Annotated in this window: 9 protein-coding genes; 5 read left to right on the top strand and 4 right to left on the bottom strand. The window is 72.3% G+C overall.

Annotated features, from left to right (window positions below):
- Positions 1-14: 14 nt before the first annotated feature.
- The 5 genes from FKN01_RS11690 (at position 15) to FKN01_RS11670 (ending at position 7,992) form a co-directional block, all read left to right on the top strand.
- A complete protein-coding gene (locus FKN01_RS11690) occupies positions 15-1,622 on the top strand; it encodes an extracellular solute-binding protein (protein WP_143619484.1) in 1,608 nt (535 codons plus the stop codon).
- 82 nt (positions 1,623-1,704) lie between these two features.
- On the top strand, positions 1,705-2,781 hold the full coding sequence (locus tag FKN01_RS11685) for a sugar ABC transporter permease (RefSeq protein ID WP_143619323.1): 1,077 nt from the start codon (positions 1,705-1,707) through the stop codon (positions 2,779-2,781).
- A complete protein-coding gene (locus FKN01_RS11680; protein WP_143619321.1) occupies positions 2,778-3,740 on the top strand; it encodes a carbohydrate ABC transporter permease in 963 nt (320 codons plus the stop codon). The genes FKN01_RS11685 and FKN01_RS11680 overlap by 4 nt, the downstream gene beginning before the upstream one ends.
- Before the next feature lie 50 nt (positions 3,741-3,790).
- Positions 3,791-5,767 carry a beta-galactosidase gene (locus FKN01_RS11675; RefSeq protein ID WP_143619319.1) on the top strand — a complete coding sequence of 659 codons (1,977 nt, stop codon included), beginning with the start codon at positions 3,791-3,793 and terminating at the stop codon, positions 5,765-5,767.
- On the top strand, positions 5,764-7,992 hold the full coding sequence (locus FKN01_RS11670; RefSeq protein ID WP_143619317.1) for a glycosyl hydrolase family 95 catalytic domain-containing protein: 2,229 nt from the start codon (positions 5,764-5,766) through the stop codon (positions 7,990-7,992). The genes FKN01_RS11675 and FKN01_RS11670 overlap by 4 nt, the downstream gene beginning before the upstream one ends.
- Before the next feature lie 69 nt (positions 7,993-8,061).
- Here FKN01_RS11670 and FKN01_RS11665 read toward each other — a convergent pair whose 3' ends face one another.
- The 4 genes from FKN01_RS11665 to FKN01_RS11650 all read right to left on the bottom strand — a co-directional run bounded on the left by FKN01_RS11665 (position 8,062) and on the right by FKN01_RS11650 (position 14,019).
- Positions 8,062-9,084 carry a LacI family DNA-binding transcriptional regulator gene (locus tag FKN01_RS11665; protein WP_398931962.1) on the bottom strand — a complete coding sequence of 341 codons (1,023 nt, stop codon included), beginning with the start codon at positions 9,082-9,084 and terminating at the stop codon, positions 8,062-8,064.
- Positions 9,085-9,261: 177 nt separating this feature from the next.
- Positions 9,262-10,512 carry a cytochrome P450 gene (locus FKN01_RS11660; protein WP_143619313.1) on the bottom strand — a complete coding sequence of 417 codons (1,251 nt, stop codon included), beginning with the start codon at positions 10,510-10,512 and terminating at the stop codon, positions 9,262-9,264.
- Positions 10,509-11,804, bottom strand: coding sequence for a cytochrome P450 (locus FKN01_RS11655; RefSeq protein WP_143619311.1), 1,296 nt, complete (start codon positions 11,802-11,804; stop codon positions 10,509-10,511). Before FKN01_RS11655 ends, FKN01_RS11660 begins: the two co-directional genes overlap by 4 nt.
- Before the next feature lie 148 nt (positions 11,805-11,952).
- Positions 11,953-14,019, bottom strand: coding sequence for a phosphocholine-specific phospholipase C (locus tag FKN01_RS11650; RefSeq protein ID WP_143619309.1), 2,067 nt, complete (start codon positions 14,017-14,019; stop codon positions 11,953-11,955).
- Between the last annotated feature and the right edge of the window lie 177 nt (positions 14,020-14,196).

Here is a 14,196-nt window from a genome sequence, read left to right as displayed (position 1 = left end):
TCGCCACGGGCGCGGTGGCGGCCGTCGCCGTGGCCGGCGGGGTGCCGCTGCTCGCCGCGTGCGGCGGTTCCGGCTCCGGCGCCGGGAGCAAGGAGGGCACGACCACGGGCAAGGCCCTCAAGAAGGTCGTACCGAGCTACGTGCCGCTGAATCTGGTCCAGCCCGACGTCCCCGGCGTCAACGGTTCGAGCCCCGGCTTCACGAAGCTCCCCGACCCGCTGGTGGTCTCGGTCAAGTCGGTGCCGGGCAAGGGCTCGGAGTTCCGGGTCATGACCCCGCTGTGGGGCACGGTGCCGAAGAAGAACAACCCGTACTACACGGCCGTGAACAAGGCGGTCGGGGCGACGCTGAACTTCGACCCGCAGGACGGCAACACCTACCAGGACAAGATCGGCGCGGTCCTCGCCGGCTCGGACATCCCGGACGTCATGACGATCCCCGGCTGGAACATGCAGGGGCAGATCCGCAACGCCATCACCGCGAAGTTCGCCGACCTCTCCCCGTATCTCGCGGGTGACGCCGTCAAGAAGTACCCCAACCTGGCCAACATCCCCACCGGCGCCTGGCAGTACTCGGTCTTCGGCGGCAAGCTGCGCGGCCTGCCCATGCCGACGCCGATCATCGGCAACGCGATCTTCTACCGCAAGGACCTGATCGGCTCCGGGGCCGTCCCGGCGAGCGCGGACGACCTGCTGGCCTTCGGCAAGGAGTACACCTCCCCCAAGAAGAAGGTGTGGGCCTTCGACGATCTGTGGGTCTGCATCCAGAAGATGTACGGGCTGCTCCCGGACGCGCCCCACTACTGGCAGCTGGAGGGCGGCAAGCTGGTCCACAAGATCGAGACGCAGGCGTACCGGGAGGCGCTGGCCTTCGCCCGCAAGCTCCACGACGGCGGGTACGTCCACCCGGACGCCGAGGCCGGCAAGGACGCCGACTCCAAGATCCGCTTCACCAGCGGACATGTCGTCATGTACAACGACGGCACGGGCGGCTGGAAGGGCATGGTCACCGAACAGGCCACCGCCAACCCGAAGTTCGACATGCAGGCCCTGGACTTCTTCAGCCCCGACGGCGGCAAGCCGACCCTGTGGCAGGACGACCCGGCGGGCATCTTCACCTTCCTCAGCAAGGAGCTGTCCAAGGAGAAGATCGAGGAGTTCCTCGCGATCGCCGACTACGCCGCCGCGCCGTTCGGCACCGAGGAGTTCATGCTCACCAACTACGGCGTGAAGGGCACCCACTACACGATCAAGGACGGCACCCCGACGTACACCCCGCAGGGTGTCGAGGAGGCGCAGCCCTCCACGTTCCTGTTCGTGGCCTCCCCGCCCACCTCCATCGCCTACCCGGACCAGCCGCAGCTGGCCAAGGACTACGCCGGCTGGATGGCGCGCCAGGCGCCGAACATCAAGAAGCCCCTCTTCTTCGGCATGCAGGTGGTCGAACCGCAGCGCTACGCCTCCCTGTACACCCCCTTCGACGACCTCCAGAAGGACATCCGCCGCGGGCGCAAGAAGGTCGCCGACGTCGAGGACGCGGTGAACACCTGGAAGAAGAGCGGCGGCGACAAGCTGCGCGACTGGTACCAGGACATCCTCGACAAGAACGGCTCCGGCAACTGACGCGCAGGTACGGGAACGAAGGGGCCGCCGGGCACACGCAGCCCGGCGGCCGGGGTCAGGAGCACGACATGGGGAGCACAGGGTGAAGGCACGGGCCACGGTCGCGGCCGACCCGGGCGGCACCGCCGGCGGGGCGAGCGCCCCGGCCGCCGGGAGCGGCACCGGGGACGGCGACGGCGAGGAGACGAGGAGCGCGGGCAGGTCGCGGGCCCGGGGCGTCCCCGGACCACGGAAGGAACAGGGCGGTATCACCTGGCGGCACCGGCTGCGGCGGGACCGCACGCTGATCCTGATGACGATGCCGGCCATCGCGCTGCTGCTCGTCTTCAACTACGTCCCGCTGCTCGGGAACATCGTGGCCTTCCAGGACTACGACGTCTACGACCTGGGCATCACGGGCAGCCCGTTCGTCGGGTTCGACAACTTCACCCGGATCTTCGAGGACTACCGCTTCTGGGAAGTCCTGGTGAACACGCTGGTCATCTTCGTGACCCAGCTGGTCCTGTTCTTCCCCATCCCGATCGCCATCGCGCTGCTGCTCAACACGATCATGAGCGCGCGGGTCCGGGCCTGGGTCCAGGCGGTCGTCTATCTGCCGCACTTCTTCTCCTGGGTGCTCGTCGTCACCGTCTTCCAGCAGATGTTCGGCGGCGCCGGGCTGGTCGCCCAGTGGCTGCGGGAGCACGGCCACGAGGGCTTCGACCTGATGACCAACCCGGGCTTCTTCAAGTTCCTGGTCAGCGCGCAGGCCGTGTGGAAGGACGCCGGCTGGGGCGTCATCGTCTTCCTGGCCGCGCTCGCCGCCGTCAACACCGATCTGTACGAGGCCGCGGCCGTGGACGGGGCCGGGCGCTGGCGCCGCATGTGGCACGTCACGCTGCCCGCGCTGCGCCCGGTCATCGCCCTGCTGCTGGTCCTGCGGGTGGGCAGCGCGCTCAACCTCGACTTCGAGCAGATCCTGCTCCAGCGCGACCAGGTCGGCGCGGGGGCCTCGGAAATCCTGGACACCTACATCTGGTGGACGGGCATCAAGACCGGTGACTTCGGCTACGCGGCCGCCGCCGGCATCTTCAAGGGGGTGTTCAGCGTCGCCATGGTGCTGGGTGCCAACAAGGTCGCCCACATGCTGGGCGAGCAGGGGGTGTACTCCAAGAAATGACGACTCTCCTGGACCAGCGGGCGGACCCGGCGCCCCGCGGCGAGACACGCCTCCAGCGCGCCCTGCGCATCGAACCGCGCCCCGTGTGGGAGGAGGAGCCGACGAAGGCCGGCCTCGCCTTCAAGGGCTTCGGGCTCGTCGCGATCTGCGCGGTCATCATCATCCCGATCTGGGTGGTCCTGGTGACCAGCCTCTCCGACACCAAGACCATCAATGACGCGGGCGGCCTGGTCGTCTGGCCGAAGCACATCACCTTCGTCGCGTACAAGGAGCTGCTCAGCGGGGGCGCGGTGACCCGTGCCGCCGCCGTCAGCGTCGGCCTCACCGTCGTCGGCACGGCCGTCAGCATGGTCGTCTCGATCCTCTGCGCGTACGGGCTCAGCCGCCGCGACTCGTACGCGCACCGGCCCCTGCTCATGACGCTGATGGCGACCATGTTCTTCGGTGCCGGGCTCATCCCCACGTATCTGCTGGTCACCGGGATCGGGCTGAGCAACAGCTACTGGTCCATGATCCTGCCCAGTGCGATCAGCGTGTTCAACGTGCTGGTGCTGCGCGGCTTCTTCATGGACACCGCGCCCGAACTCATCGACGCGGCACGCATCGACGGGGCCGGCGAGTGGCGCATCCTGCTCCAGATCATCATGCCGCTGTCGCGTGCGGTGATCGCCGTGATCTCGCTGTTCTACGCGGTGGGCTACTGGAGCCAGTGGTTCAACGCGATGCTCTACATCCAGGACAGCGACAAGTACCCGTTGCAGATGATCCTGCGTCAGCTGGTCCTCCAGCACCAGGTGCCGCCGGGCGCCATGGGCGCGGCCGTGAGCAACGGGCAGATCAACAGCCTCGCCGTGCAGATGGCGGTGATGATCCTCGCGCTGATCCCGGTCGCGGTGCTGTCGCCGTTCGTCCAGAAGCACTTCCAGAAGGGCATGCTCACCGGCGCCGTGAAGGGCTGACCCGCCGCTCCTCCCCCGCACACCCCCACCCCAGCAGAACCGGAGACGCCATGCCGTCCCTGCGCGACGCGGCCCGTGGCCGCATCCTCTTCGGAGGCGACTACAACCCCGAGCAGTGGCCCGAGGAGGTGTGGGAGGACGACGTCCGGCTGATGAAGGAGGCCGGGGTCAACTCCGTCACCCTCGGCGTCTTCTCCTGGGCGAAGATCGAACCCCGCCCCGGCGCGCGGGAGTTCGGCTGGCTGGACCGGCTGATGGACCTCACGCACGCGCACGGCATCGGCGTCGTGCTCGCGACCCCGACCGCGTCCCCGCCACCCTGGATGGGGGCGCGGCACCCGGAGACCCTGCCGCGCGCGGAGGACGGGTCCATCGTCTGGTACGGCTCGCGCCAGCAGTTCTGCCCCAGCTCGCCGGTCTACCGGCGTTACGCCGCCGCGCTCACCGAGGACCTGGCCGCGCGGTACGCGGAGCACCCGGCGCTCACCGTGTGGCACATCAACAACGAGTACTGCACGCACTGCTGGTGCGACGAGACGGCGGGCCACTTCCGCCGCTGGCTGCGCGAGCGGTACGGGACGCTCGACGCGCTCAACGAGGCGTGGGGCACCGCCTTCTGGAGCCAGCGCTACGACGCGTGGACGGAGATCCTGCCGCCGCGCAAGGCGCAGTACATGAGGAATCCCACCCAGGTCCTGGACTTCAAACGCTTCACGTCCGACGCGCTCATGGAGTGCTTCACCGCCGAACGCGACATCGTCGCCCGGCACACCCCGCACGTCCCGGTGACGACGAACTTCATGCCGCTGTGGTCCGGGCAGGACGCCTGGGCCTGGTCGGCCGAGGAGGACATCGTCTCGGTCGACGTCTACCCGGACCCGCGCGACCCGTGGGGCGGGCAGTACAACGCCATGCTCGCCGACATGACGCGCTCGCAAGCCGCCGGCCCGTGGATGCTGATGGAGCAGGCCGCGGGCGCGGTCAACTGGCGGGGCGTCAACCAACCTAAGCCGGAGGGGCTGAACCGGCTCTGGTCGCTCCAGTCGGTGGCGCGCGGCGCCGACGCGATCTGCTACTTCCAGTGGCGGCAGTCCCGGCAGGGCTCGGAGAAGTTCCACTCGGGGATGCTCGGCCACGCCGGCGAGCAGGGCCGCGCCTTCCGCGAGACCCGGCAGCTGGGCGGCGAGCTCGCGGCGATCGGCTCCGCCGTGTCCGGTACGGGCGTGTCCGCCGAAGTGGCCGTCCTGCACGACTGGGACGCCTGGTGGGCGGGCGCCCAGGAGGGCGGCCCGTCCGCGCTCCTCGACTACACGGAGGTGATCCGGCGCTGGCACCGCGCCCTGTGGGAGAACGGCACGCCCACGGACTTCGCCCGCCCCGACGCCGACCTCGGCCGTTACAAGGCGGTCCTCGTCCCGCACCTCTACCTGCTCGACGACCCGGCGATCGACAACCTCCTGGCGTACGTGCGCGGCGGCGGGCGCCTGGTGTGCGGGTTCTTCAGCGGCGTCGCGGACGTGGACGACCGCGTCCGGCCGGGCGGCATGGACGTCCGGCTGCGCGAGCTGTTCGGGATCGCCGTCCTGCACGAGTGGTGGCCGCTGGACGCGGACGAGACCGTGGAGTGCGACGGATTCCGGGGCACCCTCTGGTCCGAGGAGCTGGAGGCGGCCGAGGGCACCGAGGTGCTGGCCGCCTACCGCGAGGGCGAGCTCGCCGGGCTGCCCGCCGTGCTGCGCCGGGGCGGCGCGGTCTATGTGTCGACGCTGCCCGAGCCGCCGGCGCTGCGGGCCCTGCTGGCCGACGTGGTCCGGGAGGCCGGGGTGGAGCCGGTCCTCGCCGGGCTGCCCGAGGGGGTGGAGGCGGTGCGCCGGGGCGAGGTGCTCTTCCTGCTGCACCACCGCCGCGAGATGGTGACCGTCGCCGTGCCCGGCGCGTACGAGGACCTGCTCACCGGGCGTGCGGTGCGGGACCGGATCGCGCTCGGCCGCTACGGCGTCGCGGTGCTGCGGAGATCCGCGCCGTGACCGGGCGCACGGACATCGACGGCAGCTGGGAGCCGCGCCCCGCAGCCCGCTGGGAGGACGCCTTCCTCGGCGGCAACGGCCGGCACGGGGCCATGGTGTACGGCGACCCGGCCGACGACCGCGTGATCGTCAACCACCACACCCTGGTCCGGCCCAACGGCAGTCAGCACGTCCGGCCGCCCGAGCTCGCGGACCGGCTCGGCCGGCTCCAGAGCGCGCTGCTCGCCGGGGACACCGAGGCGGCGGAACACTTCGGCGCCGGCCGGCCGCTGGTGTGGGTGCAGCCCTTCCACCCGGCCTTCCAGACCCGCGTGCGGCCGGTGCCCGGGAACGCCGCCGACCCGGCCGCCGGCTACCGCAGGGCGGTGGACTTCGCCACGGGTGAGATCACCGCCGGCTGCGAGTCGTGGCGCAGCCGGGTCTTCGTCTCGCGCGCCGACGACGTGATCGTCCAGTACGTCACCGGGCCGGGGCTGGCCGTGGACGTGACGCTCGACCACGCCCTGCCCGGCGCCCCGCCCCGCCTGGCGGTCGGCCGGAGCACCGTGCTCACCCCGGACGGGGCCCGGCTCGCGCTGCGCGCGGGCTACCCGGACAGCGACCTCGCGTACACCGGCGCGACCGTGCTCCGCGCGGAGGGCGGGCGCGTCTCGGTGGCGGGCGAGGGGGTCCGCGTCGAGGGGGCGAGGAGCCTGCTGCTGCTCACCCGGGTGCGCCGTCACCCGGGCCACCTGGACCTGGCGGCGGAGTGCGCCGCGCTGCCCGGGGACGGGTACGACGCGCTGCTGGCCCGCCATGCGGCGCTGCACCGGCCGGCCTTCGAGCGGGCGGCGCTCACCCTGGACGCGGACCCGGCCGAACGTGCCCTGCCCGGCTCCGAGCTGGTCCGGCGGCCGGACAGCCCCGCGCTGCTGGAGCGGCTGTGCGCGGCGGGCCGCTACCACCTGCTGTCCGCGTCCGGGGCCCTGCCGCCGCGGCTGACCGGGCTCTGGACGGGCGACTGGGACACCGCGTGGTCGGGGGCGTTCACGACGAACGCCAATCTGAACCTCCAGATCGCCTCGGCCGCGGCGGCGGCGCTGCCCGAGGTGTCCGAGGCCCACGCGGCGCTGGTGTACGGGCAGCTCGCGGACTGGCGGGACAACGCCCGGGCGGTCTTCGGGGCGCGCGGCATCGTGGCACCGTCGCACACGGACGGCGAGTCCGGGCACACCCGCCACTACCAGCGCGCCTACCCGCTGCACCTGTGGACGGCCGGCGCGGACTGGCTCCTGGAGCCGCTGATCGAGCACGCGGAGACGACGGGGCACGAGGACGCCCGGCTGACCGCCGCCCTGCACGAAACGGCCCTGTTCTACGAGGACTTCCTCACCCGGACCGGCCCGGACGGGCGGGTGGCCGTCGTGCCCTCGTACTCACCGGAGAACCGCCCGGCCAACGCCAGCTGGGTCACGGTCGACGCGACGATGGACCTCGCGGCGGCCCGCCACGCGCTCACCGCGTCGGCCGACCGCTCCCCCGGCGCCCCGGTCGCCGAGCGCCGCCGTGCGCTGGCGGACCGGCTCGCCGACTACCGGGTCAACGAGGACGGCGCGCTCGCCGAGTGGGCGTGGCCGGGGCTGGCGGAGACGTACGACCACCGCCACCTCAGCCACCTGTACCCGGTGTGGCCGCTGCACGCGATCAACCCGTACGACACCCCCGGGCTCGCCGCCGCCGCGCACCGGGCGCTCGAACTGCGGGGCGCGGAGAACGACTCGGCCCACGGCCACCTGCACCACGCGCTGATCGCGGCCCGGCTGCGGGACGGGGCGCGGGCCTCGGCGGCGGTCCGCTCGGTGCTCGCCGGCGACTTCTTCCACGACTCGCTGATGAGCGCCCACTACCCGGCCCGCGATGTGTACAACGCGGACGCGGCGCACGCCCTGCCCGCGGCCGTCATCGAGTCGCTGATCCAGTCGGCCCCGCACCGCCTGGTCCTGCTGCCCGCACCGCTCGCGGGCTGCCCGGGCGGTGAACTGCGCGGGGTGCGTACGCGGTTCGGGGCGAGGGTGGACCTGCGCTGGTCGGCGGACGGCACCGCGACGGCGGTGCTGCGCCCGGAGCGGGACGCCCGCGTCGATGTCCGTACGGGCGAGGGGCACGTGCTCGCCGGTGCCGCCGCCCCGGCCCCGCTGGAGCTGACGGCGGGCGTGGACCACGTTCTGGAGCTGGGGCCCCGCTAGGGCCTGTCCGGCGGATCTTCAGCGGGCCCACGAAGATCCGCCGGGCAGGCCCTGGGGCCTGCCCGTGCGTCACACCGGGGCGGGCCCGGTGCTCTCACGTACCGTCAGTTCCGGTGCCAGGAGCTCGACTTCGTCCTTGCCCCGGCCGGACAGCTTGGCGACGACGTGTTCGACGGAGCGACGGCCCATCTCCTGGGCCGGTATGGCGACGGAGGTCAGCCGCACCGACGCCTGGGTGGCCACCTGCTCGGGGCAGATCGCCACCACCGACACGTCTTCGGGGACGGCCCGGCCCTGCTGGCGCAGCAGGTTGAGCAGGGGCTCCACGGCCGCCTCGTTCTGCACGATGAAGCCGGTGGTGCCGGGGCGCTCGTCGAATATCCGGGACAGGGTCTGGGCCATCGCCGCGTACCCGCCCTCGCAGGGCCGGTGCAGGACGCGCACACCGGTCTCCTGCGCCTTGGCGCGTATGCCGTCGACGGTCCGCTCGGCGAATCCGGTGTGGCGCTCGTAGACCGCGGCGGCCTCGCCGATGACGGCGATCTCGCGGTGCCCGAGGCCGGCCAGGTGCTCCACGCAGAGCGCCCCGGTCGCCTCGAAGTCGAGGTCCACGCAGGTCAGTCCGGCGGTGTCGGCGGGCAGGCCGATGAGCACGGCGGCCCGGTCGGTCTCCCGGAGCAGGGGGAGCCGTTCGTCGTGCAGCTCCACGTCCATCAGGATCATCGCGTCGGCCAGCGAGCTGCCGGCGATCCGCCGCACCGCGGCGGGGCCCTCCTCACCGGTGAGGAGGAGGACGTCGTAGCCGTGGGTGCGGGCGGTGGTGGCGACCGCGATGGCGATCTCCATCATCACGGGCACGTACATGTCGGTGCGCAGCGGGACCATCAGCGCGATGATGTTCGACCGGCTGCTGGCGAGCGCCCGGGCGCCTGCGTTGGGGTGGTAGCCGAGCTGCTGGATGCTCTGCTCGACGCGCTCGCGGGTGGCGACGGAGATGGAGCGCTTCCCGCTGAGGACGTAGCTCACCGTGCTCGCGGAGACTCCGGCGTGCTGCGCGACCTCGGCCAGGGTGACCATGCGGCTCTCCCTCACGGTCAGATGTGGCGAAGCGCTTCGACTCCGCTCTCTCCACCCGTGACGTGGAGAGACAGCGCGAGCCTAGCTCTGCCGTGACGGCATGTCCAGACCACTGTCGAAGCGCTTCGACTCGGGGAGCGCCTCGGGTCACCGCAACGATATGCCCGCCGGCCGCTCCCCCGTCGGACCGGCTCAGCCGCCCAGCAGGACGGGGAAGGACTCCATGTCGTTCTGCGTCATCACCGGGAGGTTGCGCAGCTCCGCGTCGGGGATCGCGAGCCGCAGATCCGGGAAGCGCGCGAAGAGCGCCGGGAGGGCGATGCCCGCCTCGACCCGGGAGAGCGCCGCGCCGGGGCAGATGTGCGGGCCGTGCCCGAAGGTGATGTGCCGGATCGGGGTGGGGCGGGTGATGTCGAACGCGTCGGCGTCGGGGCCGTGTTGCCCGGGGTCGCGGCCGATCACCCGGTAGGAGATCACCACGCCCTCGCCCTTGGCGATGACGGCGTCGCCGACCTGGATGTCCTCGGTGGCGAACCGCATGAGCAGATGGGTGGTCGGGGTGTCCCAGCGCAGGGTCTCCTCGATGACGGTGTCCCAGGACACCTCGCCGTCGAGGACCATCCGCAGCTGGTCGGGGTGGGCGAGCAGGGCGCGTACGGCGTTGAGGATGAGCCCGATCGTGGTTTCGTGCCCGGCGGCGACCATCGCCTTGAGGTTGCCGATGACCTCCTCCTCGGTCAGCGGCTCGCCGCCCTCCTCGGCCAGGATCAGCGCGGACGTCAGGTCGTCGGTGGGGTGCGCGGTCTTCTCCCGTACGAGTCCGGCGTAGAAGACGTCCAGGTCGGCGAGGAGCGCGAGCCGCTCGTCCTGCGGGGTGAGCATGGAGAAGAACGCCTTGTACTGACGGGTCAGCATGGCGTTCTCCGCCGGGTCGACCCCCATCAGCATCCCGACGACCCGCATGGGCAGCGGCTGGGCGAACACCGACTTGAGGTCGACCACCGCCCCGTCCCGGCCGCCCTCCTCCAGCGCGTCCAGCAGCTCGGCGGTGAACTTCTCGATGTCGGGGCGGATCGCCTCCAGGCGGCGGGGCGTGAGCGCCTGGGAGGTCTTGGTGCGCAGCCTGCGGTGCTCCGCGCCGTCGACGGTGAACATGGACCGCCCGGCGTCGATCATGCCGATGAGCGGCCAGGCGTGCGTCACCTCGCCGCTCCGCCAGAGCCCCCAGGCGTTGATGTCCTTGACCAGGCGCGGGTCGACCAGGAGCCGCCGGGCGTCCGCGTGCCGGGTGAGGGTCCACGCCGGCACGCCGAGGAGTTCGATCCGGGCCAGCGGTCCGGCGTCGCGCAGCCGCGCGGTCTCGCCGTCGAGGTCCCGCACCAGGGGGTCGATGACGACGGTGGCACCCTGCTGGGCCGCCTGGGCGGCGTGGGGGCAGTTCACGAGAGGTCTCCTGTCGTGCGTACGGGGGTGAACCGGACGGGGAGGGTGGTGTTGCCGCGCAGGAAGGGGGAGGGCCGGCGGACCAGGTCCTCGACGGCGACGTCGAGCCGGAGGTCGGGCAGCCGGTCGAGCAGCACCTCGATGCCGGTCCTGGCGATGATCTCGGCGATCTCCTGGGCGGGGAACGGGCAGCGGTACTCGCCGTGACTGAAGGCGAGGTGCGCGCCGTTGCCGCCCTGGGCGGGGCCCGCGCCGCCGGAGACGCCCTGGCGGATCAGCGGGTCGGTGTTGGCGGCGCCGAGCCCGAGGAGGAGCATGTCCCCGGCCCCGATGCGCTGCCCGCCCAGCTGGGTGTCGCGCGCCGCCCAGCGGCCGGCCAGGATCTGGGTGGGGGTGTCCTCCCACAGCACCTCGTTCATGGCCTCGCCGACGCTGCGCCGGCCGCCGGCCATGGAGTCGGCGAACTCGTCCTCGGTGAGCATCAGCCGGACCGAGTTGCTGATCCAGTCGGCGGTCGGGAGGTGCCCGGCGGCCGTGACGGCCATCAGGTCGAGGGTGTACTCCTCGTCGGTGAACTCCTCGGGGAAGTCCAGCATCCGGGAGGTCACGTCGTCCCCCGGCGCGGCCCGCTTCGCGGCGAGCAGCCGGGCCATGTGCTCCCCGAACCGCTGATGGGCGCTCTGCGCCTGCGGCCCGCCGTCCGCGAGGTCCTTCAGGACGCGGGCGATGGCGGCGCCCTCCTCGTCGGGGAATCCGACGAGCCGGGCGAGGACGAGCACGGGCAGGGGCTCGCAGAACTCCGCGACGAGGTCGGCGGTGCCCCGGGCGCACACCGCGTCGAGCAGCCGGTCGGCCAGTTGCTCGCAGAGCCGGCGGATGCGGAACGGGTCGGCCGCTTCGAGGGCGGGGGTGACCATGCGCGCGTGCCGCAGGTGCTCCTCGCCCGCGCTGAAGTAGATGGACGGCAGGGGCCGCCCGACCATCGGCAGCAGGGGCCAGTCGTCGGGGACGTTCGGCCACTGGTTCCACAGGCCGACGTCGCGCGGGAACAGCTCGCCGTCGCTGGTGACCCGGTGCAGCTCCCGGTATCCGATGACCAGCCAGGCCGGGAAGCCGCCGGGCAGCTGCACGGGGACGACCGGCCCGTGGTCGCGGCGCATCGCGCGGTAGACGCCCTGGGGCTCGGCCTGGAAGCCGGGTCCCCAGAGCGGCACGGCGCCGGCGTGGGCCGGGCAGCCGGACGGGGCGTTCGGGGACGCCGGCGCGGACTCGGCCGGGGAGGGGCGCGTCATGAATCCTGACTCCTGTGGCGGACGACTGCACGCGCCAAGATCACGCGGTCAACTCCCGCCCACTATAAGGATTTTATGTGCAGCAGGATGGTCATTCGCGATCAATCCCGAACGGTGGACGGCCGCACCGGCCGGCCCGCGCCGAGCCTCACCCGGTGCGCAACCCCGGATCGCTCACCCCGGGCTCGCCCGTCTCGACGTGCCCCGCGAAGCGCCGCAGGAAGGCGGCGTCCGCGTCGCTCGTGACGGTGATGTCGTACCAGCGCCCGCTGCGGCGCAGGTCGACCGTGTGCGTCACGGTCCGGCCCGCGCGCACGGCGAACGTCCACACCTCTCCCCCGTAGGCGGCGGCGCTGCGCACGGTCAGCCGGACGGAGCCGGTGCCGGTGTGGGCGAGCGTGAGTTCGAGGTTGCCCGTCGCCGCGTTGTGGCGGGCCGTCACCTCGGGGCCTGCGGCCTTGCCGGGGCCGCGGAACGAGCGCAGGAAGCCGTTCGGGCCGTGGACGGTGAGGTCGGTGACGCCCTTGGAGTACGCGGTGTTCCAGGTGTCCGCCACGGAGGCGCCCGCGTGCGTGGTGTAGGTCCAGGGCCCGTCCGTGCGGTTGCCGGACGTCACGAGGAACTGCGCCCCGGCCGCCGCTCCCCCGCCGAAGGTGAGCCGGAAGGTGCCGGCGGCCGGGTCGGCGGCGCCGTCCACCAGCGGGGCGTAGGGCAGCGGGCGGGTGGGACGCACCCCGGGCTCCTGCTTCGGCACCGCGCCGGTGGCGGGCGGCAGGGGCCGGTAGTCGGGGTGCCGGTCGCCGTCCGGCGGCTCGTAGCCGGCGGTGGACGGCAGACCGGGCGCCGAGGGGTCCGTACGCCGGAAGTCGAAGGCGGAGGTCAGGTCGCCGCAGACGGCCCGCCGCCAGGGCGAGATGTTCGGCTCGCGGACCCCGAAGCGCCGCTCCATGAACCGGATGACGGAGGTGTGGTCGAAGACCTCCGAGCAGACGTAGCCGCCGGTGCTCCACGGCGACACCACGGTCATCGGCACCCGCTGGCCGAGGCCGTACGGTCCCGCCGTGTAGCGCAGGTCGCCCGGGAAGTAGTCGGCGGCGGTCTCCACGGTGGACAGCCCCTGCGCGGGCCCGGACGGGACGTACGGCGGCACGACGTGGTCGAAGAACCCGTCGTTCTCGTCGTAGGTGATGAACAGGGCGGTGCGGCCCCAGACCTCCGGGTCGGCGGTCAGTGCGTCCAGCACCCGCGCGATGTACCGGGCGCCGTAGTTGGCGGGCCAGTTGGGGTGTTCGCTGTACGCCTCGGGCGCCACGATCCAGGACACCGAGGGCAGCGTGCCGGCCTCGATGTCGGCCTTCAGGTCGTCCAGCAGGCCGCCCCCGTTCCGCACGTCACTGCCGGTGCGGGCCTTGTCGTACAGCGGGTCACCGGGCCGGGCGTCCCGGTAGGAGTCGAAGTACAGCAGCGAGTTGTCGCCGTACGTGCCCCGGTAGGCGTCCCCGATCCAGCCCCAGGACCCGGCGGCGTCCAGCCCGTCGCCGACGTCCTGGTACACCTTCCACGACACCCCGGCCTCCTCCAGGCGCTCCGGGTAGGTCGTCCAGCCGTACCCCCGCTCGTCGTTGCCCAGCTCGGGTCCGCCGCCGGCGCCGTCGTTGCCGGTGTACCCGCTCCACAGGTAGTAGCGGTTGGGGTCGGTCGAGCCGATGAACGAGCAGTGGTACGCGTCGCAGACGGTGAACGCGTCGGCGAGCGCGTAGTGGAACGGGATGTCGTCCCGGGTGAGGTGGGCCATCGTGGTCGCCGTCTTGGCGGGCACCCACTGGTCGTAGGCCCCCTTGTTGAACGCCCGGTGGCCGCCCGCCCAGTCGTGGTTCAGGTCCTGGAGGAACTGCATGCCGAGCTTGTCGGCCGGCGGCCGGAACGGCAGCACCTCCCGGCCGGCCGCGTCCGTCTGGTGCCACACCGGTTTGCCGCTGGGGAGCGTGACGGGGCGCGGGTCGCCGTAGCCGCGCACGCCCCTCATCGTCCCGAAGTAATGATCGAAGGAACGATTCTCCTGCATCAGGACGACGATGTGCTCGACGTCCTCGATGGTGCCCGTACGCACGCGCGCGGGGAGGGACGCGGCGCGGGCGATGCTGCTCGACAGGGCGGTGAGGGCGACGGAGCCCCCGGCGAGCTTCAGGAGCCGGCGGCGGTCGATGTCTGCCATGGGAGGAAAGCCTTCGCGGTGGGGGGATGCGGGGTGGAGGGCGTCTGGAGTGTTCCAGTCCCGCCGGTCCGCGCGTAAGGCCCTTGCGGTGTGCGCGGAGTGACACCGGGCGGAACAGTCGGCGAACCTACCCGCCGGGGCCGGAACCATTCCCCGGGCCCGGGCACACCGCCCGGC

Source organism: Streptomyces sp. 130 (genome assembly GCF_007096885.1).
Taxonomy (GTDB): Bacteria; Actinomycetota; Actinomycetes; order Streptomycetales; family Streptomycetaceae; genus Streptomyces.
The sequence above is the reverse complement of the archived record's forward strand: the minus strand, read 5'-3'. Positions and strand labels throughout refer to the sequence as shown.